The organism is Bradyrhizobium sp. LeoB3 (assembly GCF_055456055.1).
The window spans coordinates 22060-45397 of record NZ_JBVBEF010000048.1; the positions used below are offsets into that span (position 1 = coordinate 22060).

At 62.8% G+C, this 23338-nt stretch carries 18 protein-coding genes; 7 read left to right on the forward strand and 11 right to left on the reverse strand.

The genetic code is table 11. From position 1 onward, the window contains the following. Positions 1–47: 47 nt before the first annotated feature. Positions 48–1673 carry an MFS transporter gene (locus tag ACZXDY_RS26610; RefSeq protein WP_464347574.1) on the reverse strand — a complete coding sequence of 542 codons (1626 nt, stop codon included), beginning with the start codon at positions 1671–1673 and terminating at the stop codon, positions 48–50. 349 nt (positions 1674–2022) lie between these two features. Here ACZXDY_RS26610 and ACZXDY_RS26615 point away from each other — a divergent pair, with 349 nt between their 5' ends. Both ACZXDY_RS26615 and ACZXDY_RS26620 read left to right on the forward strand, forming a co-directional pair. Further along, positions 2023–2697, forward strand: coding sequence for a response regulator (locus ACZXDY_RS26615; RefSeq protein ID WP_028164398.1), 675 nt, complete (start codon positions 2023–2025; stop codon positions 2695–2697). A gap of 84 nt (positions 2698–2781) precedes the next feature. Continuing rightward, on the forward strand, positions 2782–3510 hold the full coding sequence (locus ACZXDY_RS26620) for a class I SAM-dependent methyltransferase (protein WP_464347553.1): 729 nt from the start codon (positions 2782–2784) through the stop codon (positions 3508–3510). Between the two features lie 12 nt (positions 3511–3522). Here the strand turns inward: ACZXDY_RS26620 and ACZXDY_RS26625 are convergent, their stop codons facing one another. The 6 genes from ACZXDY_RS26625 to ACZXDY_RS26650 form a co-directional block, all read right to left on the reverse strand. Continuing rightward, positions 3523–7032: a hybrid sensor histidine kinase/response regulator gene (locus tag ACZXDY_RS26625; RefSeq protein WP_028164400.1), complete on the reverse strand. Its 3510-nt coding sequence runs from the start codon at positions 7030–7032 to the stop codon at positions 3523–3525. Positions 7033–7148: 116 nt separating this feature from the next. Next, entirely contained in the window at positions 7149–8378 is a 1230-nt protein-coding gene (hemA, locus tag ACZXDY_RS26630; protein ID WP_028164401.1) for a 5-aminolevulinate synthase, read from the reverse strand. A 260-nt stretch (positions 8379–8638) separates the two neighbouring features. Continuing rightward, a complete protein-coding gene (locus ACZXDY_RS26635; RefSeq protein ID WP_130230471.1) occupies positions 8639–9700 on the reverse strand; it encodes an MBL fold metallo-hydrolase in 1062 nt (353 codons plus the stop codon). Between the two features lie 204 nt (positions 9701–9904). Continuing rightward, the gene (locus tag ACZXDY_RS26640; protein ID WP_464347554.1) at positions 9905–12049 is read right to left on the reverse strand and encodes a methyl-accepting chemotaxis protein; all 2145 of its coding nucleotides are present in this window, start codon (positions 12047–12049) and stop codon (positions 9905–9907) included. Between the two features lie 258 nt (positions 12050–12307). Beyond that, a complete protein-coding gene (locus ACZXDY_RS26645) occupies positions 12308–13048 on the reverse strand; it encodes an outer membrane protein (RefSeq protein ID WP_464347555.1) in 741 nt (246 codons plus the stop codon). A 234-nt stretch (positions 13049–13282) separates the two neighbouring features. Beyond that, positions 13283–13603 carry a helix-turn-helix domain-containing protein gene (locus ACZXDY_RS26650; RefSeq protein ID WP_464347556.1) on the reverse strand — a complete coding sequence of 107 codons (321 nt, stop codon included), beginning with the start codon at positions 13601–13603 and terminating at the stop codon, positions 13283–13285. Between the two features lie 214 nt (positions 13604–13817). Between ACZXDY_RS26650 and ACZXDY_RS26655 the strand changes: the two genes are divergently transcribed. Next, positions 13818–14018: a hypothetical protein gene (locus tag ACZXDY_RS26655; protein WP_165435342.1), complete on the forward strand. Its 201-nt coding sequence runs from the start codon at positions 13818–13820 to the stop codon at positions 14016–14018. A 98-nt stretch (positions 14019–14116) separates the two neighbouring features. On the opposite strand, the gene ACZXDY_RS26660 is transcribed toward ACZXDY_RS26655, so the two are convergent. Further along, positions 14117–14722 (reverse strand): helix-turn-helix domain-containing protein, encoded by a 606-nt coding sequence (locus tag ACZXDY_RS26660; protein ID WP_130227607.1) that lies wholly within the window; start codon positions 14720–14722, stop codon positions 14117–14119. A gap of 124 nt (positions 14723–14846) precedes the next feature. Continuing rightward, on the reverse strand, positions 14847–16070 hold the full coding sequence (locus ACZXDY_RS26665) for an ABC transporter substrate-binding protein (protein WP_464347557.1): 1224 nt from the start codon (positions 16068–16070) through the stop codon (positions 14847–14849). 205 nt (positions 16071–16275) lie between these two features. Between ACZXDY_RS26665 and ACZXDY_RS26670 the strand changes: the two genes are divergently transcribed. The 3 genes from ACZXDY_RS26670 to ACZXDY_RS26680 all read left to right on the forward strand — a co-directional run bounded on the left by ACZXDY_RS26670 (position 16276) and on the right by ACZXDY_RS26680 (position 19720). Next, positions 16276–17376 (forward strand): Ldh family oxidoreductase, encoded by a 1101-nt coding sequence (locus tag ACZXDY_RS26670; RefSeq protein WP_464347558.1) that lies wholly within the window; start codon positions 16276–16278, stop codon positions 17374–17376. Between the two features lie 8 nt (positions 17377–17384). Then, on the forward strand, positions 17385–18041 hold the full coding sequence (locus tag ACZXDY_RS26675) for a pyridoxamine 5'-phosphate oxidase family protein (RefSeq protein WP_464347559.1): 657 nt from the start codon (positions 17385–17387) through the stop codon (positions 18039–18041). Between the two features lie 551 nt (positions 18042–18592). After that, positions 18593–19720 carry an alpha/beta hydrolase family protein gene (locus ACZXDY_RS26680; RefSeq protein ID WP_464347560.1) on the forward strand — a complete coding sequence of 376 codons (1128 nt, stop codon included), beginning with the start codon at positions 18593–18595 and terminating at the stop codon, positions 19718–19720. Between the two features lie 73 nt (positions 19721–19793). Here ACZXDY_RS26680 and ACZXDY_RS26685 read toward each other — a convergent pair whose 3' ends face one another. Beyond that, positions 19794–20276: a MarR family winged helix-turn-helix transcriptional regulator gene (locus ACZXDY_RS26685; protein WP_028164407.1), complete on the reverse strand. Its 483-nt coding sequence runs from the start codon at positions 20274–20276 to the stop codon at positions 19794–19796. A 372-nt stretch (positions 20277–20648) separates the two neighbouring features. Between ACZXDY_RS26685 and ACZXDY_RS26690 the strand changes: the two genes are divergently transcribed. Continuing rightward, the gene (locus ACZXDY_RS26690; RefSeq protein ID WP_028164408.1) at positions 20649–22229 is read left to right on the forward strand and encodes a porin; all 1581 of its coding nucleotides are present in this window, start codon (positions 20649–20651) and stop codon (positions 22227–22229) included. A gap of 428 nt (positions 22230–22657) precedes the next feature. Here the strand turns inward: ACZXDY_RS26690 and ACZXDY_RS26695 are convergent, their stop codons facing one another. Continuing rightward, positions 22658–23242: a hypothetical protein gene (locus ACZXDY_RS26695; RefSeq protein ID WP_464347561.1), complete on the reverse strand. Its 585-nt coding sequence runs from the start codon at positions 23240–23242 to the stop codon at positions 22658–22660. Positions 23243–23338 lie beyond the last annotated feature (96 nt).

Here is a 23338-nt window from a genome sequence, read left to right on the forward strand (position 1 = left end):
GATCGCTCCGCGGCCGATCGAGCAAGCGCTGAAAAGCGCGCTTCGTCTCAGGTCTTGCTGATATCGACGTCCTTGGTCTCCGGCAGGAACAGGAAGCCAACCACCGCGGTGATTGCCGCGAAGATGATCGGGTACCAGAGGCCGGCATAGATGTCGCCGGTCGAGGCCACGATCGCGAACGCGGTCGCCGGCAGCAAGCCGCCGAACCAGCCGTTGCCGATGTGGTAGGGCAGCGACATCGAGGTATAGCGGATGCGGGTCGGGAACAGTTCGACCAGCATGGCGGCGATCGGGCCGTAGACCATGGTGACGAAGATCACCAGGATGAACAACAACCCGATCACGGCCGCGACCTGCGGACGGAAGATGTCGAAGGGATTCGACATCTTCACGATGCCGGCGTCACCCGTCTTCGGATAGCCCGCCGCCTGGATCGCCGCCAGCACCGCCGGATTGGAAGTCTTGGCGTCGGCATAAGGCACTTCCTTGCCATTGACCACGACCTTGACGCCGGAGCCGGCCGGGCCTGGTGTCGTCGCGTACTTCACCGACGACTGCGCGAGGTAGGCACGGGCAGTGTCGCACGGCGCGGTGAAGACGCGGGTGCCGACTGGGTTGAACAGATCGCCGCAGCCTGCGGGATCGGCCACCACTTCGACCTTGGTGGATTCGATCGCCTTCTCCAGCGCCGGGTTGGCGTTGGTGGTGATCATCTTGAAGATCGGGATGAAGGTCAGCGCCGCGATCGCGCAGCCGGCGAGGATGATCGGCTTGCGGCCGATCCTGTCGGACAGCGCGCCGAACACGATGAAGAAACCGGTGCCGAGCAGCAGCGACCAGGCGATCAGGAGGTTGGCGGTATAGCCGTCGACCTTCAGGATCGATTGCAGGAAGAACAGCGCGTAGAACTGACCGGTGTACCAGACCACGCCCTGGCCCATGGTGCCGCCGATCAGAGCGAGCAGCACGATTTTGGCGTTGGCCCAGTTGGCGAAGGCTTCGGTCAGCGGCGCCTTGGAGCTCTTGCCCTCGTCCTTCATGCGCTGGAACACCGGCGATTCATTCAGTCGCAGCCGGATCCAAACAGAGATGCCGAGCAGCAGCACCGACACCAGGAACGGAATGCGCCAGCCCCATTCCGCAAAGGCCTGTTCGCCGGTTGCGGTGCGCGTGAACAGGATCACCAGCAGCGACAGGAACAGGCCGAGCGTGGCGGTGGTCTGGATGAAGGAGGTGTAGTAGCCGCGCTTGCCCTGCGGGGAATGCTCGGCGACATAGGTTGCTGCACCGCCATATTCGCCGCCAAGCGCAAGGCCCTGCAGCAGGCGCAACGCGATCAGGATGACCGGCGCGGCGATACCGATGGTGGCGGCGTTGGGCAACAGGCCGACGATGAAGGTCGACAGGCCCATGATCAGGATGGTCACAAGGAATGTGTATTTGCGGCCGACGATGTCGCCAACGCGGCCGAACACGATGGCGCCGAACGGACGCACCAGGAAGCCGGCGGCGAAGGCCAGCAGGGCGAAGATGTCGCGAGTCGCCGGCGGATAGGCCGAGAAGAACTGCGCGCCGATGATGCTGGCCAGCGATCCGTACAGGTAGAAATCGTACCACTCGAAGACGGTGCCGAGCGAGGAGGCAAGGATGACGAAGCGTTCATCCTTCGTCATCCCGGCGCGGCGCGCCGAACTTGCAGTCATTGTGGACATCTGGATCATTCCCCCCAAATTATTGCTGCTGAACTCGCCTGCCGAGTTCGGCCGGATGAGCTACGGGCTTCGAAAGAGGGTAACATCGCGGCAAAAGCCGCCCCAATACGACTTTCGGCCCTCTTCACGCCCTTCCACGCCGCGAGGAACTGTCGGTTGCGCGATCCCGATCTGGATTCGACGCGCGTGTTGCGATGCACAAGCGCGCGCATTAACTGCTTCGACAGACGGTAGAATTACGGCTTGCACGCAGCCTTCGCTCGGAGGACAAGGGAAAAAAAGGGGGCGACGACCCGCTCAAGAGATACCGATGACTGCTGCTGTCCAGACCCATCTTGTCATCGCCGATGACCATCCGCTGTTCCGCGATGCGCTGCGGCAGGCAGTTGCGAGCGTCGTCAGTTCGGCTGCCATTACCGAAGCAGGTTCGTTCGACGAGCTCACCGCCTTGCTCGAGAAGGACGCCGACGTTGACCTTATTCTGCTCGATCTGACCATGCCGGGGATCAGTGGCTTCTCCGGCCTGATCTATCTGCGCGCGCAATATCCGGCGATCCCGGTGGTGATCGTATCAGCCAGCGATGATGCCACCACGATCCGCCGCTCGCTCGACTTCGGCGCGTCGGGTTTTATCCCGAAGCGCTTCGGCGTCGACACGCTGCGCGATGCCATCATGAAGGTGATGGACGGCGACGTCTGGGTTCCCGCCGACACCGATCTGTCATCCGCGGGCGATCCCGAGATGGCGCGGCTGCGCGACCGGCTGGTGACGCTGACGCCGCAACAGGTGCGCGTCCTGATGATGCTGTCGGAGGGTTTGCTCAACAAGCAGATCGCCTACGAGCTCGGCGTTTCCGAGGCCACCATCAAGGCGCATGTATCAGCAATCCTGCAAAAGCTCGGCGTCGAAAGCCGCACCCAGGCCGTGATCGCCGCCGCCAAGATCGCCGGCGGCCAATGGCGCCAGGGCACGCCGCAGGTGTGATCAGCCACCGCTGAATTGTAGGGTGGTCAAAGCTTCGCTTTGACCACCCTACGCGTCTGCCCGGCGGCATCGATGGAGAGCCTGTTGGCCCAAAACATCTACGACGATCCTGTCTTTTTTGCCGGTTACACCACTTTGCCGCGGTCCGTCCGCGGGCTTGACGGCGCGCCAGAATGGCCGGCGGTCCGCGCGCAACTCCCCGACCTGACCGGCAAGCGCGTCCTCGATCTCGGCTGCGGCTTCGGCTGGTTTGCGAGATGGGCCCGCGCGCAGGGAGCTGCATATGTGCTTGGGCTCGATCTCTCCGAGAACATGATCGGTCGCGCGAGGCTGAATACCCACGATGCCGGCATTGAGTACAGGATCGCCGATCTCGAACGGGTCGAGTTTCCGCCGTCCTCGGTCGACCTCGCCTATAGCTCGCTGGCCCTACACTACATCGAGGATTTCGAGAGGCTCGTGCGCAGCGTCTATCACGCGCTGCGGCCGGGCGGGCGTTTCGTCTTCACCATAGAGCATCCAATCTATATGGCTTCGAGAAAGCCGGGCTGGCGCACTGATCAGGAGGGGCGCAAGACGTGGCCAGTCGATGCATACGCGCTTGAGGGGCCACGCAAGACGAACTGGTTTGCGGATGGCGTGATCAAGTATCATCGCAGGATCGGAACGACACTGAATATGCTGATCGGCGTCGGATTTGAGATCCGGCACGTCGAGGAATTTGCTCCGACACCCGATCAGATTGCCGCAATGCGCGATCTTGCCGAGGAGCTGGAGCGGCCGATGATGTTGATCGTCGCAGCCCAGCGGTAGGCCCGCTGAGATCTACTCCGCCGCCACCATCTGCTGCGTGCGCCATTGCCCCAGCAGCGCCCGCAATGACGCCGGCTTCACCGGCTTGTTGAGCACCGCGATGTTCTCCTCGCGTGCGGCGGCACGGACATTGGGGCTGCGGTCGGCGGTGATGAGGATCGCGGGCAGCCCCTCGCCGAAGCGGCGGCGGATGTCGCGGATCGCGGCGACGCCGTTGCCGCGGTCGAGATGATAGTCGACCAGGAGGCCGGTGACGCGCCCGCCCGCGGCCTCGATCGCGCCGATCGCGCTTTCGGGATCGGCGACCGCGATCACCTCGGCGCCCCAGGCCGTTAAGAGCGTCCTCATGCCATCGAGGATCGCCAGGTCGTTCTCGATGCAGACAATCAGTGCGCCTCTGATCGGGGTCTTGGCGAGCGGCGTTGCGCTGGTCACGGGCCCTGTATGATTGATCGCCTTCGCGACCGGCACGGTCACGGAGAACATCGAGCCGCCACCGGCATTGCCATCGAGCGCGATGCCGTGGTTGAGCACGCGCGCCAGCCGCTCGACGATCGACAGCCCTAGTCCCAGGCCGCGCGCGATCCGCGCGCCCTGTTCGAGACGATGGAACTCCTTGAATATCTCGCGGCGCTTGAGCACGGGAATGCCGACGCCGGTATCGTAGACGCAGATCTTGAGCGACTGTCCGCGACGGCGGCAACCCACCAGCACGCGGCCGCGCGGCGTATATTTGATCGCATTGGAGATGAAGTTCTGCAATAGCCGCCTGAGCAGCGAACGGTCGGACTCGACTGCCAGCGAAGACGGCACGAAGGCCAGCTCCAGCCCCTTGGCGCGCGCGATCGGCGCAAACTCGATTTCCAGCGAGCGCATGAGATCGCCGATCTTGAAGCGGCTGATCGATGGCGTCATGGCGCCGGCATCGAGCCGCGAAATGTCGAGCAGCGCGCCGAGAATCTCCTCGATCGCTTCCAGGGAGTCGTCGATGTTCTCGACCAGGCGGGAATCCTCGCCGCCCTGCTGGCGCTCCACCATGCTCGTGACGTACAGCCGCGCCGCGTTCAAGGGCTGCAGGATGTCGTGACTGGCGGCGGCGAGAAATCGCGTCTTGGAAATATTGGCATCTTCGGCGGCGCTCTTGGCCAGCGCCAGCTCGGAATTGAGGCGGGTGAGTTCCTCGGTGCGGTCGCGCACGCGCTTTTCCAGCGTCGCATTGGCGCGCTCCAGCGCCTCGGCCGCCTCGAAGCTCGGCGTCACGTCGGAGAAGGTGATGACGAAGCCGGCGCCGGGCATCCGGTTGGTGCGGACCTCGATCACCATGTGGCGGTCGGGCAGCCGCTCCAGGTAAGGCTCGCCCTCGGTGGTGTAGGCGGCGAGCCGCTTCTCCAGCATGATCTGGGCGTCGCCCGAGCCTGACGGATTGACCGCGCCCATGAACTCCAGGATTTCCGACAAGGGGATGCCGAGTTGAACCAGATGCGCCGGCAGTGCCAGGATCTCGGCGAATTGCCGGTTCGAGCAGATCAGTTGCAGATTGGCGTCGAACACCGCGATGCCCTGGCGCACATGGTTGAGCGCGGTTTGCAGGATCTCGCGGTTGAAATGCAGCGCCGCATGGGAATCGTCGAGCAGCTTGAGCGCGGCCTTCGCCGAAACTGTGCGCTTGCGGAGCAGCAGCGACATCACGAGCCGCGAGGACGCGGCGCCGATCGAGGATGCGATCAGGCGCTCGGCATGCTGCAGCAATTCGAGGCCGGCGGGCGCCGATGCGTTGAGCGCGCCGCCACGCTCGGCCGCAAACGCCTCGAACGCGTGGCCGGCGCGCTCGGGCCCGAGATATTGGGCCACCGTGCTCTGGATGTCCTGCACCGTCACCGTGCTGCGCCAGCGCCGGAAACTCGGTGCGATCGGCGTGAAGGTGTGGGGCACGAACAGGTCGGCCTGCAGCCGTTCGATCGAGGTCGGCTCGCGCGCCAGCGAGAACACGAGGTAGGTGAAGATGTTCAGCGACAGGCTCCACAGCACACCATGCAGCAGCGGCGGCAGGTCGGTGCCGAGCAGCGCCTGTGGCCGCAGCGCCTCGATGCCGAAGGGGCCATGCTGCAGCAGCATCAGTCCCGTGGTGCTGCTCTCCAGGAAGCTCGGCAGGAACAGCGTGTAGATCCACACGGCAAAGCCGACCACCATGCCGGCCATAGCACCGCGCGCGGTCGCCCGCCGCCACAACAGCCCACCGAAGAAGGCGGGCGCAAGCTGGGTGATCGCCGCGAACGACAACAGCCCGATCGCGGCAAGTTGAGTATTGCCGAGCGCGCGATAATAGAAATAGGCCATCACCATGATGCCGAAGATCGCAAAGCGGCGCACACTCAGCAGGAAGTCGCTGAAATCCTTCTGCCCGGCGAGCGCTTCGCGGCTTCGCTGCAGCACCATCGGCAGCACGATGTCGTTGGAGACCATGATCGACAGCGCCACGCATTCCACGATCACCATCGCGGTGCCCGCCGACAGCCCGCCGATGAAGACGGCGACGCTGAGGAGCGATGCGTTGGCCTCCATCGGCAGCGCCAGCACATACATGTCGCTGTCGACGGCGCCGAACGGGAAGGTCACGAGCCCCGCGATCGCGATCGGGATTACGAACAGGTTGATCGCGACGAGATAAAGCGGGAACAGCCAGCGCGCGCGCCCGACCTCCTCCTGGCCTGAATTCTCGACCACGCTGACATGGAACTGGCGCGGCAAAAGCATGATCGCGCAGAACGACAATAGCGTCATGGTCAGGAAATTGCCGACCGACGGCACATATTCGATCGCCCGCACCGCTTCCGGCGTCTTCATCGCGCGCTCGATCAGTTCGGTCGGTGAGAACATCCAGAAGGTGACGAAGATGCCCGCGGCGAGGAACGCCACCAGCTTGACGATGGATTCGGTCGCGACCGCCAGCATCAGGCCGTGCTGATGTTCGGTGGCATCAGCCTGCCGGGTGCCGAACAGCACCGCGAATACGGCCATCGCGAGCATCACCACCAGCGCGATGTCGCCGAGGATGGGGACCGAGGAAAACGCCCTGTCCTCGGCCAGGATCGTTTCCAGCGAGGAGGCGATCGCCTTGAGCTGGAGCGCGATATAGGGCACCGAGCCGATGATCGCGATCAGCGCCACGGTGGCGGCCACCGCCTGGCTCTTGCCGTAGCGCGCGGCGATGAAGTCGGCGATCGACGTGATGTTCTGCGACTTGGCAAGCCCGATCACGCGGCGGAGCAGCGGCGTACACAAGCCGATCATGAGGACCGGCCCGACATAGATCGCCAGGAAGTCGACGCTGGTGCGGGTCGCAAATCCGACCGAGCCGAAGAAGGTCCAGGAGGTGCAGTAGATCGCGAGCGACAGCGGGTAGATCACCATGCCCGCGCGACCGCGCTTCGTCGGCAGCGAACGATCGCCGCGGCTGGCGACAAAGAACAGGAACCCGATATAGCCGAACGCGGCGGCGATGACGCCCCAGTCGTGCAGCATCGCTGCTGATCTCCCTTCCCGGCCTCAGAGCGGGCCGTGACGGGGGAGTATAGCGGGATCAGGCGGATGGCGCACCGTGCGCCGCCGTTCCGATCCCGGATGTCGCGTCGTTAGGGTTATTCTGCCGCCATCGACCGCTTGCGGAGCGGCAGCCCAAGCCGCTCCCAGACCTGCAGCAGCGCCTCGGCGAGGCCGTCCATCAGGCCGTCGTCGTGGTAGGGCGACGGGGTGATCCGCAGCCGCTCGGTGCCCTTGGGGACCGTCGGGTAGTTGATCGGCTGGATATAGATGCCGTGCTCCTCGAGCAGGATGTCGGTCGCGCGCTTGCACTTTTCGGGGTCGCCGACGAAAAGCGGCACGATATGGGTGTCGCTCGACATCACGGGCAGGCCGGCCGCGTTCAGGATCGCCTTGAGGCGGGCGGCGCGTTCCTGGTGGCGTTCGCGCTCCCAATTCGAGGTCTTGAGGTGGCGGATCGCAGCGGTCGCGGCCGAGCAGATCGCCGGCGGCAGCGCGGTCGTGAAGATGAAACCGGGCGCATAGGAACGCACGGCATCGATGATCTCGGCTTTGGCGGCGATATAGCCGCCGAGGCAGCCGAACGCCTTCGCCAGCGTGCCTTCGAGCACGTCGATACGGTGCATGACGCCGTCGCGCTCGGCGATGCCGCCGCCACGCGGCCCGTACATGCCGACCGCATGGACCTCATCGACATAGGTCATGGCGCCATAGCGCTCGGCGAGGTCGCAGATCTGCTCGAGCGGCGCGACGTCGCCATCCATCGAGTAGAGGCTCTCGCAGGCGATCAGCTTCGGCCGGTCGGGACCGGCCTCGCGCAACAGCTCCTCCAGATGCGCGAGGTCGCTGTGGCGGAAAACTTTCCGCTCGCAGCCGCCCTGGCGGATGCCTTCGATCATCGAATTGTGATTCAGCGCGTCCGACAGGATCAGGCAATTCGGGATCAGCTTTGCGATCGTCGCGATGCCGGTCTGGTTCGAGACATAGCCGGAGGTGAAGAGGAGCGATGCTTCCTTGCCGTGGAGGTCGGCGAGTTCGGCTTCGAGCTGCACCAGAGGATGATGGGTGCCGGCGATATTGCGGGTGCCGCCGGCGCCGGTGCCGACGCGAGTCGCGGTCTCGACCATGGCGCCGACGACCTTGGGATGCTGGCCCATGCCGAGATAGTCGTTGGAGCACCAGATCACGACATTGCGCTGGCCCTTCGGCGAGTGCCAGATCGCGTGCGGGAAGCGGCCCGCGATCCGCTCGAGGTCGGCAAATACGCGGTAGCGCCGCTCGTCATGGAGGCGGTTGAGGGCGGCGCTGAAAAACTGGCTGTAATCCATCGGCAAACCTGGAGCAGGACCCGGCCGGGGCGGCCAACTCTTCTTAGAGCTTTTCAATCTCTAATGTCTATCCGCTATCCCACGTTCGGGCATGCGCCAGACATTGGACAGATTGTCCATGGAAGCGCGGCAAATATTGATGTGGATCAACGACCTAGACCTGTCGCCGGAATGCGGGCCGATAGCTCCTCGGGCCGCATCGTTACGCAATCGCACGATGCCCGTAATTGTCCGGATCAGCCGAACCGGAGTGTATAGCGTCAGGTGGTGCGGAAACGCAGCACGCCGTCGATCGCCTCGGCCGTCAGCCGGCCCTCGACCAGCATGTAGTTGACGTGGGCGATCAGTTCGCCGGCGGCGAATCCCATCTGGTGCGCGTCCAGCACGTGCTTGTGGAATACGACCGGCACCAGCTCCTTGGAGGTCTTGGCGGTCTCCCGGCAGGCCTCGGCGATCAGCCCGCAGCGCTCCTCGTGATGATCGGCGAGCTGCTTGATCCGTGTCTTCAGGCCGTAGAACGGCACGCCATGGCCGGGCAGCACCAGCGCGTCGTAGGGCAGCGTGGTGGTCAGGCTCGCCAGCGAGGCCAGATATTCGCCGAGCGAATTCTGTTCCGGCTCGACGGCCCAGACACTGACATTGGGCGAGATCTTGCTCAACACCTGGTCGGCGGAGAGGAACAGCTTGTCGGCGGCGCAATACAGCATCACCTGGTCGAGCGCATGTCCACCGCCGGTGATGACCTTGAAGCGCCGCGTGCCGATCACGACCTCGTCGCCATGGGTCAGCCGGCGATAGGACGCCGGCAGCACCGAGACCCGCTTCAGATAATCCTGGCCGCGGCCGAGCAGCTTGTCGGTCAGGTCCTCGTCCATGCCGTGACGGCGGAAGAACAGACGTTGCGCGGTCAATCGTTCGGCGGTGCCGCGGTTCTGATGATAGACCGACTGCAGGTATTCGACCTGTGACATGTATAGCGGGCAGCCGAACCGCTCGATGATCCATCCGGCGAGCCCGACATGATCGGGATGCGAATGGGTCACGATCAGGCGCGTGATGGTCATGCCCTTGAGCGGGCCTTCGAACAGCGTGGTCCAGGCTGCGATCGATTCCTCGTTGCCGAAGCCGGAATCGATCATGGTCCAGCCGTCGCCGTCGGCGAGCAGGTAGATGTTCACGTGGTTGAGGCGGAACGGCAGTTTCAGCCGCGCCCAGAGCACGCCCGGCATCACTTCCACGACCTGGTCCGGGCCGGGGTGATTTTCGAGGGGGTATCGCAGTGCCTCAGCCGAGGACTGCACGCTGTCTGTTTTCGAATGCATCGTCCATCGGCTTAGCGGTACCGGCCGCCCGGCGCTAGCTCAAAAAAGCAGATGCCGGTTCGGATAATGGGCATGAATTGCCGTGGGAACGTCATTCCGGGGCGATGCGCAAGCATCGAACCCGGAATCCATTTCTCCAGCAGGATTTGTCGCCCGATGGATTCCGGGTTCGCCTCTTCGAGGCGCCCCGGAATGACGGTGTTTCTACGCCGCGCGGATATTCGACAGGAACGCGTCGATTTCGGCGCGCAGCACCTCGGCCTCCCGGCGCAATTCGCTGGAGGCGTTCAGCACCTCGCCGGCGGCCGTTCCGGCTTCCGCCGAGGCGCTGCTGACGCCGACGATATTGCTCGAGACTTCGCTGGTGCCGCCGGCTGCGTGCTGGATGTTGCGGGCGATCTCGCGCGTCGCCGCGCCCTGTTCCTCGACCGCGGCGGCGATCGCGGTGGTGACGTCGTTGATCTCGCCGATCGTCGTGCTGATGTTGCGGATCGCGGAAACCGCCGTCGTCGTCACCTCCTGCATGCTGACGATCTGCTGGCGGATTTCGTCGGTCGCTTTCGCGGTCTGGTTGGCGAGGCTCTTCACCTCTGAGGCGACCACGGCAAAGCCGCGGCCGGCTTCGCCGGCGCGTGCCGCCTCGATGGTGGCGTTGAGCGCAAGCAGGTTGGTCTGCGAGGCGATGGTCTGGATCAGGTCGACCACCACGCTGATGCGGCCGGCGTTCTCGGCGAGACCCTGCATGGTGACGTCGGTCTGGCCGGCTTCGTCCACCGCTTTGCGCGCGATCTCGGCCGAGGTCACGACCTGCCGCCCGATCTCGGCGATCGAGGAAGAGAGCTCCTCGGTGCCCGCGGATACCGTCTGCACGTTGACTGAGGTTTCCTCCGCTGCGGAAGCGACCGTGTTTGCCAGCGCGCTGGACTGGTCGGCGGTCGCCGACATGCTCTGCGCCGTGGACTGCATCGAATTGGCCGCGTTCTGCAGGCTGTCGAGCGCGCTGCGGACGGTGGACTCGAATTCGACGATATGGGCTTCCATGCGCGAAGCACGCTCCGCCTTGGCGATGCGGTCCTCGTCCTGCTCGGCCGAGAGCGCGCGGCCTTCGATCATGCTTTCGCGGAACACCTTCAGCGCGTTGCCCATCGCGGCGATCTCGTCGTCCTGGCGGCTCTGAGGGATCTCGGTGTCGAGATCGCCGGCCGACAGCCGCTGCATCGAGTCCTGCAGGCCCTTGAGCCGCTTGAGAATGCTGCGGCCGACATAGAGCCAGACGAACAGGATCGAGCCGATCAGGGTGCCGATGCCGAGCGCGAGCATCACCATGGTCGCAAACGAAATCTCCCGTTGCGCCTGGCTGGTGGACGCATCGGTCGCCTTCCGCACGCCGTCGACGAGCTGCTGCACGCTGATGCCGAGGCCGATATTGAGCTTGCGGGTCTCCTCCAGGATGGTCTCGCCGAAATCGGTGGCGTCCAATTCCTTCTGGCGGACCTTGAACACGCCGGTCTTGCCCTGGCCGAGCGTCTGCAGCTTTGTGGCGGCGTCGGCCAGCGTCTTGGTGCCGGAATTCTTCGGCAGCATCTCCAGATTGGAAATCGTCTGCGAGAGCACCCGCTTGAAATCCTTCTCGATCGCTTCCAGCGTGTCGCTGTTGGTCGCCGACAGCGCTGCGGCCATGTTGGAGGCCAACAGGTTGCCGCTGGCGATCACATCGCCGAGCTGCTCTACGACGCGGGCGGCGCTGCTCGCGTCGTCGGACGACGGCTCGGCCGCGCCGAGGATCGCATGGAGCTGGCTCTGCGCGTCCATCATCGCCGGCGCCGAAGCCGCGACGAACTCGGCCTGCGCCTTGCGCAGCGTTTCATACAGCTTGTCGTGCAACGCCGCCGTCTCGAGCCGCTCGCGCGCGGCCGAGCCGAGGCTCTCGATCACGTCGTCGATGTTCTTGACCGTCTCGGTCAGCGCCTTCCCGATCGCCTTGTCGGCACCGAGCTTGATGATCTCGTCGAGCTTCTGCAGCGCCTGCGTCTGCGTTTCCTTCATCTTGGCAGAGCGCTCGTTCAGCGCCTCCTCGGTGCGCACGGCGAGCAGCGCCGGACCCTGGCTTGCGAGGCTCGCGCTTTGTGCCGACAATTGCAGGCTCGCAGCGAGCCGCGGGATGTCGCGGCCGGAAAGGTCGCCCATGGTCTCGCCGAGCTGTTCGAACACCATGGCGGCGCCCGCGCTGATCACGATCGCCATGGCGGCGATGCCGGCGAACGCCGCAAACAGGCTGCCCCTGACGCCCCATCGCGGGCGCCGGATGCCCTTAAGTTTCATTTTACCGAAGCGGAATCGTAACGCCATTTGCCTGCCCCGCAGTCACTGCCTTTGAGCTTGAATCCTCGCGCGGCAGTATCGCGATGGCGGGTTAACAAAATCGGGAACCAGAATGCGCGGCGGTGCAATTTTTGCGCGCATGGCGGCGTTGAAGTAGCTTTCTACCGCACGCCGGAATTGATCGCGCGGTGCTTGCCGGACGCCAGTACCTACAACCTCTCGAGAATCAAAAAAGGCCGGCGAGATGCCGGCCTTTTGTCTCTTGTTCAGATTCTTGGATCGCGGTCAGTAGCCGGTTGCCACCGGCCCGCCGAAATTGCCGAAATTGAAGCGGTAGTTGATGCCGGCCTTCACGGTGTGCTCGTCATTGTGGAAGCTGCCGAACGGCACCAGCGGGGGCGGCGCAACGAAGCGGCTGTCGCCGAAATCGTAGAATTGATACTCGGCCTTGGCCGACCAGTTTGGCGCGAACATGTATTCGATACCGCCGCCGACGGTAAAGCCGTTGCGGTGCCTGTCGCTCAGCGCGAATCCGACCGGGATGCCGCCGAACCTCAGCGTCTCGTTGTTGTCGGAATAGGCATAGCCGCCCTTCGCGTAGACTAGGCCCGGGCCCCAGGTCCAGCCGACGCGGCCGGTGATAGAGCCGATCCCGCGCTGGTCGTTGTTGTAGACGAAGCCGCCGGGGAACGCCGCGCTGACCTGATCGCCTCCGAGCCAGGAATACTGACCTTCGACGCCGACCAGGAAGTTCGGATGGAATTGCCAGTCGCCGCCCACCTGGACGCCGCCGAGGAAGCGGGTTTTGTGGTCGCTGAGCCCGAAGCCGTTAAAGGTGTCGCTGCTGGTGAAGGCGCCGCCGATATGGCCGCCGACATAAAAGCCGGTCCAGTTGTAAATCGGCGCGGCGTAAACCGGCGCCGGGGCTTTGCTGTAATAGGGGCGGGCGCCGAGATCGGCGCCGAATGCCGGCGCGGCTGCGGCGAACGCCGTGAGGGCAACGGTTGCGAGCAGGATCTTCTTCATTTCTAGTCCTCGGAGATTCAAAATGAGACGCTGCGCGCAGCGCCCCTGGCGCGAATAAAGACCGCTTTTGAATAAAATGATGTCAGCGGGGGGCGATCGCGATCGATAATCCAACCTATTGGCCGGTAATTGTTTTTTGTGCTTAACGGCAGCTTAAGGAAGGGTGAAGGAAGGCTTAATCTGCACCTCGCGCGCAGCCTTTGCGGAAATCTTTCCTAACGAGGCAAGACTTGCTTAACCAAGCCTGCGCCTGATGTCCTCGCGCATCTGTTCGCGGAACTGAGCTTTGCGCGCCGGCCGTTCCTTCTCGGGGACGTCATGGCGGTCGAACACGTTGAACTTCTCTAGGATCGGATAGTGCTCGCTGGCCATCGCCAGCACGCGCAGGAGATCGGCGACTTGCGCGTTCGGTCCCGTCACCTCCCAGCGGCGGACGGTGTTGGCGCCCTCGGGCTCTTTCAGTCCGCACAGCTTCGCCATGTCGGCCACCGTGAGTGGCCGGCCAATGGCATCGCCGAGATGCTCGCGAAGCTTTTTCAGTTCTGGGCCGGTCATCGATACCTCATTTTCGGACCGAAGCATGATCCGGAAAAGTGGGCGCCAGCTTTCGAAGCGTCTGCGGGAATATCATGCTCACATAAAAGATAGAGCGTAATGACGATTCATCACGCTCTCTTGGTGCTCCATTCGGATGGTTTGTGAACCAGATCACATAGCCCATCGCGGAAGCAAGCTATACCGCTCGCCGATTCCCGATGAGGAGGAGATCATGCGCAGCCTGATTGAAAGCCTCACACCCGACGCTTGCCGAATCGACTGGAAATGGATCGGCGCCATGTTCGCGTTTTATATGGCAGTGGTGGTGATTGCGGCCGGTCTGCTGATGACCCATCGATCCACGAAAGGCTCGGCTTACGAGCTGTCGCTGGCTGCGGTCGCTTGCGTGTCTTGCGCGCTTGCCGCCGATTGATCGGCTGGATCATGGTCCGGCCATACGGATATCGGTTCGTGACCTCGTTTTCTATTTGAACGTGATATTTTTCGAAAAACTACTTTTCCGGATCACGGCTAAGCTTCCGAATGATGCTCGATCACATCGGGCGGCGTGGCCACCATCAATAATCGCGCCGGTCCAAGCCCGGCATTGCGGCCCATATGCGGTCGGTCGCCGAACAGATGGACGCAATCGCCCTGGTCGAGCACGAAGCGTTCCTCGCCGATCTGAAATTCGATCCTGCCCTCGAGCACGTAGAGGATTTCCTCGCCCTCGTGGGACAGCAGCTTGATGTCGAGGTCCGAGGTGACCGGAAAATCAAGCACGAAGGCGCTGAGCTTGGGGTCTGCGAGGTCGCCCGAGAGCCAGTGATAGTCATAGCCGTTGGCGGAGTGCGGCGGAGAGGTCTCGCGCTGGCGCCGGCGCGAGATCGTATAGTATTTGGGCGCCTGGACGTCGCCGGAATCCTCGAACAGGTCACGGAGTGGCATGTTCAGCCGGGTCGCGATCAGGATCACATTGGCGATCGACATCGCCGCCTCGCCGCGCTCCACCCGGGAGAGATAGGCCGCCGAGAGGCCGGTATCGTTGCCGAGCGCCTGCAGCGTGAGCTTCCGATCCGTGCGCGCTTTGCGAATTCGCGCTCCAAGTTGCCGGGCGATCAGCCGCGCCTGATCCATGGCCCCTCCCGAAAGCTATCGTGATGGCTTACCGGGACCTGCTCTAGAGGTGATTTGCATCGGGCGCAAGATCAGCGGCAAAAATGGCGCAAGCTCCGGCTTGCGCCATATCATAATGTGCAAGTCACTTCTTGATCAGCGGGCACGCGCTCGCTTCCAAGGGCGGAAACACCTTGTCAGCGGGCAAGGTAGTTAGGATCTTGTAATAGTCCCACGGCTCCTTGGATTCCTGGGGCTGCTTCACCTGCATCAGGTACATGTCGTGCATTAGCAGCCCGTCCTCGCGGACCCTGCCATTGTGGGTGAAGATGTCATTCACCGGCAGCTCCTTCATCTTCGCCATCACCGCGGTTGCTTCATCGGTACCGGTCGCTTCGATTGCGCGAAGATAATGGCGCACCGCCGAATAGACGCCGGCCTGCGTCATCGTCGGCATGGCTTTGTGCAGCTTGAAGAACTTTTCGGACCAGGCGCGGGTTTCCGGATTGCGGTCCCAGTAGAAGGCCGAGACGAAGCGCAGGCCTTGGGTGCTGGCGAGGCCCATTGCGTGGATGTCGGTGATGAAGACAATCGGCGCCACGAAGGTCTTGCTCTTGTTGATGCCGAATTCCGCCGCCTGCTTGATTGCGTTGGCCATGTCGGCGCCGGCGCTTGCCAGCGCCACCACCTTGGCCTTCGAGGATTGCGCTTGCAGCAGATAAGAGCTGAGGTCGGCGGTGTTGAGCGGGTGGCGCACTTCGCCTTCGACGGTGCCGCCGCCTTCGGTCACCGCCTTGCGGATATCGTTGGCGAACGCATGGCCGAATGCGTAGTCGACCGTCAGCAGAAACCAGCTCTTGTCGCCGGCGTCGGTCATCGTCCTGGCGAGGCTGTAGCCGTTGGAATAGCTGGTGTAGACCCATTGCGCCGAGGTGGCGGTGCAGGCCTTGCCGGTGAAGTCGGAAGAGGCCGCCATGATGATGGCGATCTTGTCCTTGTCCTTCGCCAGGGCCTGCACGGCAAAGCCCACCGACGAGTTCGAGAAATCGGCGACCATGTCGACACCATCCCGGTCGAACCATTCGCGCGCCTTTGCCGCGCCGATGTCGGCCTTGTTCTGATGATCGGCGGAGACGAGCTCGATCTTCTTGCCGAGGACCGTACCGCCGAATTCCTCGATCGCCATTTTCGCCGCAACCACCGAGCCCGGACCGGCCAGATCCGCATAGAGCCCGGACTGGTCGTTCATGATGCCGATCTTGACGAAGCCGTCCGAGATCACCGGTTCGGCGGCCCGGCCCTGCTGCATGGCCAGCACCAAGCCGATCGGCACGGCTGCAAGGCTGAGGAATTTCATCAGTGACGGCATCTTGCTTCTCCTTTGGTTTCGCTCAGGGACGGCGCGCGCTGAAATCTTGCAGTCAGTTTTGCATATCATGCACTTTTGTGCAGGGTTAAATTATCGTGCTGATCACGAAATAGCCTGACAAAATTTGCATAACATGCAAAGTTCATTTCTCTAAGCGAGTCGGCCGCCCGCGCCGGGAAAGCTAAGAGAAAATAGGAGGTAGAGGATGTCGGACGCCATCCGGATGTGGCTGGCTGACGTGCACAGGTCGGCCAAGGCCGCGCTGCTCGCGCAAGGATTTAGTGCATCGCATGCAAATGCGATTGCGAACACCATGACTATGGCCGAGCGGGACGAGTGCCGCCATCACGGCCTGTTCCGGCTGCCTTTCTACATGAACGGGCTGCACGCGGGTCAGGCTTCGCCCGACGCCGAGCCCGAACTGTCCATGCTTGCGCCTGCCGTCATCAAGGTCGATGCGAAATACGGTTTCTCGCCGCTGGCACTGGAGCGCGGAGCCGAGCCGCTCGCCGCGCTTGCCAAGAAGATGGGGATCGCGGCGATGGCGGTGAACAACGCGCTCAACGTCGCCGCGCTTTGGCCGGAGGTCGAGCGGCTGGCGGAGCACGGCCTGGTCGGCTTCGCCTTTGTCGCTGCCAGTCCCTATGTCGCGCCGGCTGGCGGCACAAGGCCGCTGTTCGGCACCAACCCCATGGCATTCGCCTGGCCGCGAAACGGCAAGCCTCCGGTCGTGTTTGATCAGGCATCGAGCGCCAGCGCCCGCGGCGAGATCCAGCTCCGGCTTCGCGATGGCAAGACATTGCCCGACGGCTGGGCTATCGGACCGGACGGCACGCCGACCCGCGATCCGGCCCAGGCGCTGGCCGGCGCGCAGCTTCCATTCGGCGGCTTCAAGGGCTCCAACATCGCCATGATGGTGGAATTGCTGGCAGGGCCGCTGCTCGGAGATGTCCTCAGCTTCGAAGCCGGCGAGCGCGACAAGGCGAATACGGGCGCCCCGTGCGGCGGAGAACTCGTGATCGCGATCGATCCGGTCCGTTGCATGGCGAACGGGGATCGCGCCAAACAGCTCGAACATGCCGAATTGCTGTTCGGCAAGATGCTGGCACAGGACGGCGTCCGGTTGCCCTCGGATCGCCGCTACGAGGCCCGCAAGCGCACCGAAGTCGAAGGCGTGTTGGTGCCGAAATCGCTCCACGACTCGATCGAGCTTTACATCGCAGGCAAGCAAGCAGCCGAGCGGAATGCCTATGAGGGCGATCACCTGACGCATCGCAAGGATGCCGGTCAGGCCGTCGCGATGTGAGGGCAGCCATGACAGGCTCGACATTATCGCCGACCGAACGCACCCGCGTCCGGCTTCATCCGGAACGTGCCGTCTATGATCGCGAGGTGATGTATCGCATCCTCGACGAGGCGCTGGTTTGTCACGTCGGTGTCGTGGTTGATGGCGCGCCGCGCGTGCTTCCGACCGCAATCGTCAGGATCGGCGATTTCGCCTACATCCATGGCAGCCCCGCCAATCAGTCGCTCGCGGCGCTGGCCGCCGGCGCTCCCGCCTGCATCACGGTCACCCTGATCGATTCGATCGTTGCGGGACGATCGGGGTTTGGCATGAGCATGGACTACCGCTCCGTCATGATTTTCGCGGCGGCCGAGAAGATCGTCGATCCCGGCGAGAAGGAGCGCCTCGTCGCGGCGTTCATCGAGGACATCTGCCCGGGCCACCAGGTGCGTGCGCCGAAACCGAAGGAAATTGCCGCCACGCTCTTCATGCGGTTTCCGCTGACCGAAGCCTCGGTCAAGATCAGGAATCAGGGCGTCGTGGATCCCGAAGAGGATTATCGGCTCGACACCTGGTCGGGCGTGATTCCGCTTCAGCTTACCGCCGGCGAGCCGCGCAATTGTTCGGCCTTGAAGCCCGGTATCGCCGTACCCGACTACGCGAAGAACTATCGCCGCGGCCGGTGAAGCTGTGATTGAGCTCCATGTCGTTTCGTGCGCCGATGACGGTCGGCGCACTGATGTTGGGCAGGTCGCTGCGAGTGAAGGTCGCGCCTGACCACGTGCGGTCTTATGTCCGCTGATCGACTCTCGTAGTTGCTACGGCAACAGACGCACGACAGCCGAACTTGTCGTCATGCTCGCCGAACTCTTCTCGCCATCGCCGGCGCTGGCTGTCTCTCTGCCCGCTATCGTGCAGTTCGCATCCCTCACTGATGAATTGGTGAGCACAGTTGACTGCAATCGTCGCAAGATGTTTCTGCGCCATCCTGTTGCGCAACCCCGCCATGCATCATTCGCTTTGACAGCGATGTGATTTGCGCCGAAAGAAAGGCGCATTCTCCATGGGGCAGAGTTGGGGAAGAACAGCGCGCGCGAAGTTTTTCGTGATGCGCTTATTGGACTGTCGAAGTTGGCTGAGGCCTTTTTGGGGGACGCGCTAATTGCTGTTGCCGGTTGTCGATTGCAGAGATCGCAGTCCTCGCGATCATCTCCCCCGGGTCAAGGCGCTTCCGGCCATGGAGTCTGATCTGAGCCCGCAAGGGTGGATCTGGTGGCCTGAACGTGAGGATCTCTCGCTCGAGTTCATGCGCTTGCTGGCTTCCGTCCAGGAAGGCGGCGCGACTTTTTCGGAATGCTGGCTCACCGCCAGCCGCATCGATTTCGCTGGCGACGATGGCGACGATTCTTGGCACCGGGAATGGATTGGCGCCGCGGAAGTAAATCGCGAGCGGGCTTCATCCGCGGCCGCACAGGGCCATCTGGCGACGGCGAGGAGCAATTGGCTGCGCGCCATCAACTATTATCTTACCGCCGCATATCCGCTTGATCTTTCGCCGGACAAGCGGCGGTTAGCGATCGCATCGATGCGCGAATGCGCCGCGAAATATCTCAACTGCCGCGAGCCGGTCGGCGAGGTCGTCTCGATACCCTGGCTGAACGAGTTCACCTTGCAGGGATATTATTTGCCGGCGCGCCGCGGCGGCGATCGTGCGCCGGTGGTCATCTGTATCGGAGAGCCCGGACACCACAAGGAAGAATTCCTGTTCAAGCTTGCGCACCATGCCTCCGAGCGCGGGATGGCGCTGCTTGCGGTGGACGTCCTAGGCGACGGCAGCGGCCAGTCATTCGAGGAGGTGTCGCTGCGCCGCAAGCCGCAGCGGGCCATTGCACCGATCATGGATTACCTTGTCGGCCGCGACGATGTCGACGAGCGGCGGATCGCGATCCTCGCCGATGGCTGGAGTTCGTCCTTTGTCGCGCGCGGGATCGCCTTCGACCATCGCTTTGCTGCGGCCGTTTGCGACGGCGGCATCTGGGATCTGCATATACGGTCATTCCTGAATCCGCAGGACAGATCGTTCGGCATCGAATCGTGTCCTGAATTGGAAGCCGACCGCATCCTGAGGAGCATCAGGTGTCCGTTGCTGATTGCCGCGAGCGGGCGCGGCGGACTCAGGGCGGACAGGGTTGCAGAACTGACGGATCAGTTGCGGGCGGGGCGGCGCGACCGGGACATCACGCTCGAGATTTTTGAGAGCGCGGAGACTGCCGCAGGCCAGGGGCTCCTGGACAATCCAACTCTCGCCAACGAGTTCATTTTCGATTGGATAGCATCCCGCATCGCGGCGCAGCCTTTGAGATAACAGGATCTAGTCGCAGGCGCGTCGCCCTTCGCGTCTTCGGAGATGATGAACGGAGGCCGGTGACGTCGCGTCTCTAAAAATCCGCCGCCACTTTCAGGCGGGCTTTCTCCAGCCGCCTCTTGAGGGCGGCGAGCTTGTTGGTCAGATCATCCAGCTCGCGCGGGCTGAATTCCGCGAAAATGAACTCATTCAGGCTTTCCTGCTGCGAGGTCAGGCCCGCGAGCTGCTTGTAGGTCTTGTCGGTCAGCGACATCTTCACGATGCGGGCGTCTTCCTTCGCCGGCTTGCGACGGACAAAGCCTTTCTTCTCCAGAAGCTTCGATTGGGTCGTGACGAACGACGGATCGACATGCAGCATTTTTGACACAGCGTTGACCGGCACGCCGTCGCCCTGATCGAGATCGGCAAGCGCCACGATCATCATCCATTGCGGTCCGCTGATTCCGAGCTGCTTGGCCCAGAAGTAGCGAATCTCCTCGAGATGAACGCTGATCGCCGCGATCTCCCAGGCGAATCGCCGAATGACATTCTCGCTCTTGGTGGCGGACTCATCCATGGGCACTGTACTCACCCCCTTCAGACTCCATAGCGGATGTGCGGCGGAAACGACACCGGTAATCAGTTATATATGTGTCAATTCGCACGGGAAATTTGGCAACAGGTGGTCCTTCGGTAGCGGCGCGCTCAGTTGCCGAAAAGACACATCGCGTTGGCAATCAATATATGAGTGAGTAAACTAATTTGATTATCTAAATAGCACATGCATAACTTTCATTCCGACGGAGGGGGGCACCCGACCGTCTCGTCTCAGGTGGTTCTCATCAGGCCACCGGCTTGAGAGATGCGTTGATCCTCAACGTTTTTTTCGAGGGCAGTCTAATCCGCTTTGCACGGGGGTTCGTGCACAGCACTTACTTGGAGGTTAACAATGAAGGTGGCTAAGAGCCTTATTCTTGGCTCAGCGGCGGTTCTGCTCGCGATGGGCGGGGCTCAGGCGGCCGATCTTCCCGTCAAGGCCAAAGCGGTCGAGTACGTGAAGGTCTGTTCGCTCTATGGTGCCGGTTTCTGGTACATCCCGGGCACCGATACCTGCATGAAGATCGGTGGTTATCTGCGTGTCGACACCACGTTCAACGGCGGCATCTACGGTTCGCAGGCTTGGAGCGGTGATGCGGGTCAGCACAACCGTTATCAAGACTACTTCTCCGCCCGCTCCCGTATGGCGCTGACGATCGATACCCGCACCGCGACGGAATATGGCGTCGTCCGCACCTTCGCTCAGGGCGACTTCCAGTTCGATACGCTCGGCAACAACACCTACAGCCCGAACTCGATCAATGGTTCGCTTCCGGTCGCAGGTGCCAACCTGCTGCACACGCCGGGCGGCGGCTACGTCGCGGTCGAGTACGTGTTCATCCAGTTCGCGGGCTTTACCTTCGGTAAGTCATCGTCCGCGTTTGCGACGCCTTGGAATGGTTATCCGGGCAACAACTCGTCCAACCTGCTCGGCGGTCATGACACCGTCACGGGTGTGAACAACATCCAGTACACCGCGCAGTTCGGCAACGGCATCTCGGGCACCATCGGCCTCGATGATCCGACCGTGTTCAACCGCACGACGGTTGCCAACCTGTCGCTGCCTCTCACCGCGACCGGTGGCGTCGCCAACGCCTATGCCGGCGTCCATGCTCCGGACATCGTCGGTAACATCCGCATCGATCAGGCTTGGGGTCTGTTCCAGATTTCGGCTGCGGCACATGAAGTCAGCGGCTCCTATAACGTGTTGAACGCCGCTGCGGCTCCCGCAGGTGGCGTCGGTCTGCCGGGTGCGGCTCCGACCGCTGCTTCGGAACTGTCCGGTCACCCCGACACCAAGTGGGGTGGTGCAGTGATGGCTGCGTTGCAGATCAAGAACATCCCGACCGGTCCCGGCGACGACATCAAGTTGGATGCGACCTATGCCGTCGGTGACACCAAGCAGGTGATCTCGACGTCGGCGGCCTCGCCGAGCTTTGCGATATTCGGCAGCACGAGCAGGCTCGGCGCCTATCAGAGCGTCGGCTTCGGTGCGACCACCGATGGCGTGTACCTTCCGGTTGCGGCCGGTGGCGACGGTTCGATCCACCTGACCAAGGCCTGGGGTATCCGTGGTGCGTTCAACCACAACTGGGATCCCTACTGGTCGACCAGCTTGTTCGGCAGCTACTCCAGCGTGAGCTACGACAACACGGCGAAGGCGTTCATCTGCGCCAACTACACCGGTACCAAGGCTGTCACTGCGGATTACAGCTGCAACCCGAACTTCAACGTGTCTCAGCTCGGCGTGGTCACCCGTTGGACCCCGGTCAAGAACCTGACGTTCTCGGCCGAAGTCATCTGGCTCCACCTCGACCAGAAGTTCACCGGCGGTGCCGTTCTCGCTGTGCCGGCCCCGAAGCCGGCCACGCTTTACGAGTACAAGGACCAGGATACGGTCAGCTTGCAGGTCCGCGCTCAGCGCAACTTCTGATCCGCTCGATCTGATGCATCTCTAGAGAATCCCCGGCAGGCAACTGCCGGGGATTTTTCGTTGGGCGAATGGTGAGTGGCGAATAGCGAAGCGAGCGGGCGTCGCGCACTCCATCGCAACTCGCTATTCGCCATTCATCCTGACCTCCGCAGCTTCGGCATAGCGCATTGCCAGAAAAATATGATTTACTCAGGTAATTTTCTAAGGTACTAAGGACTCAAGTCGGCGCAGCATGGTCGGCCCGTTAGGTCTCGCTGAGACACAACCTCTTAATGCTAAACCTCCGAAACCTCCGGCAATGCCCTGCCGGAGGTTTTTCATTTCGGCGACTGGGGCAGGGCTCCGCGGTCCGCGCTCCACGTGATTCGGGTATCCGATGGTCGATGGATGCGCCGGGCGATCGTGGCGAGGTCGCCCAATCAATCCTGTCATCGCATCATCGCGACGCCAGCCTCGCTGCCGCAGCCCTCGGGCGGCTTTTCGCCTTTGGCGGCGCAGAAGCGGGAAAAGGAGCGGCCGCCCAGATACAGCGAGCCCGCATAGCTATTTCCGAGCACCACTCCGTCGAACACAAACGGGTAGCCCTCCTGCCGTAGAACCATGCGCGCCCCGTCGCGCCTCCAATGTCCGGAAAGCGTGGCCTGGATCGGCCTGCCGCTTGCGGCATCGCGCCCGTCCTCGCGGTAGCTGCCGTCCGGACTCATGCGCCACGTGTAGAGGTAGTGCGGGAAAGCGTCGGGAATGATCGCCGTCCAGACGCTGTCATCCGCGTCCACCGCGGCATCGCGCGAAAGCCCAGGGTTGACCTGCAGGCACCAGAGCAGCGCGCACCAGGCCGCGAATAGGAAAAACCGGCCGACCATCATTTGCCCTGTGTTGATCCCCGCGTTGGCTGGAGCGCGACGCTCTCTTCGTCGGCGTTGTTTTGTCGCTGGCGCGCCTGCACCGGCGTCGTCCCGTCGAATGACCGGGAACGCTTCTGACTCAAATGTCAAACAGCTTGCCGCTGTCATCGTCCGTGACCGGGCGATCCAGCATCCAAGAGGCGTCGACGCGCAAGCCGAGAATCCCATCGCGCCCCGCGCCGCAAGCTGAATTCTCCTGTTGGA

Coding starts and splice junctions, on each gene's coding strand:
- ACZXDY_RS26610 (WP_464347574.1), bottom strand. CDS start 1,673: ATGACGAAGGATGAACGCTTCGTCATCCTTGCCTCCTCGCTCGGCACC.
- ACZXDY_RS26615 (WP_028164398.1), top strand. CDS start 2,023: ATGACTGCTGCTGTCCAGACCCATCTTGTCATCGCCGATGACCATCCG.
- ACZXDY_RS26625 (WP_028164400.1), bottom strand. CDS start 7,032: ATGCTGCACGACTGGGGCGTCATCGCCGCCGCGTTCGGCTATATCGGG.
- hemA (WP_028164401.1), bottom strand. CDS start 8,378: ATGGATTACAGCCAGTTTTTCAGCGCCGCCCTCAACCGCCTCCATGAC.
- ACZXDY_RS26635 (WP_130230471.1), bottom strand. CDS start 9,700: ATGCATTCGAAAACAGACAGCGTGCAGTCCTCGGCTGAGGCACTGCGA.
- ACZXDY_RS26640 (WP_464347554.1), bottom strand. CDS start 12,049: ATGGCGTTACGATTCCGCTTCGGTAAAATGAAACTTAAGGGCATCCGG.
- ACZXDY_RS26645 (WP_464347555.1), bottom strand. CDS start 13,048: ATGAAGAAGATCCTGCTCGCAACCGTTGCCCTCACGGCGTTCGCCGCA.
- ACZXDY_RS26650 (WP_464347556.1), bottom strand. CDS start 13,603: ATGACCGGCCCAGAACTGAAAAAGCTTCGCGAGCATCTCGGCGATGCC.
- ACZXDY_RS26655 (WP_165435342.1), top strand. CDS start 13,818: ATGCGCAGCCTGATTGAAAGCCTCACACCCGACGCTTGCCGAATCGAC.
- ACZXDY_RS26660 (WP_130227607.1), bottom strand. CDS start 14,722: ATGGATCAGGCGCGGCTGATCGCCCGGCAACTTGGAGCGCGAATTCGC.
- ACZXDY_RS26665 (WP_464347557.1), bottom strand. CDS start 16,070: ATGCCGTCACTGATGAAATTCCTCAGCCTTGCAGCCGTGCCGATCGGC.
- ACZXDY_RS26670 (WP_464347558.1), top strand. CDS start 16,276: ATGTCGGACGCCATCCGGATGTGGCTGGCTGACGTGCACAGGTCGGCC.
- ACZXDY_RS26675 (WP_464347559.1), top strand. CDS start 17,385: ATGACAGGCTCGACATTATCGCCGACCGAACGCACCCGCGTCCGGCTT.
- ACZXDY_RS26680 (WP_464347560.1), top strand. CDS start 18,593: ATGGAGTCTGATCTGAGCCCGCAAGGGTGGATCTGGTGGCCTGAACGT.
- ACZXDY_RS26685 (WP_028164407.1), bottom strand. CDS start 20,276: ATGGATGAGTCCGCCACCAAGAGCGAGAATGTCATTCGGCGATTCGCC.
- ACZXDY_RS26690 (WP_028164408.1), top strand. CDS start 20,649: ATGAAGGTGGCTAAGAGCCTTATTCTTGGCTCAGCGGCGGTTCTGCTC.
- ACZXDY_RS26695 (WP_464347561.1), bottom strand. CDS start 23,242: ATGACAGCGGCAAGCTGTTTGACATTTGAGTCAGAAGCGTTCCCGGTC.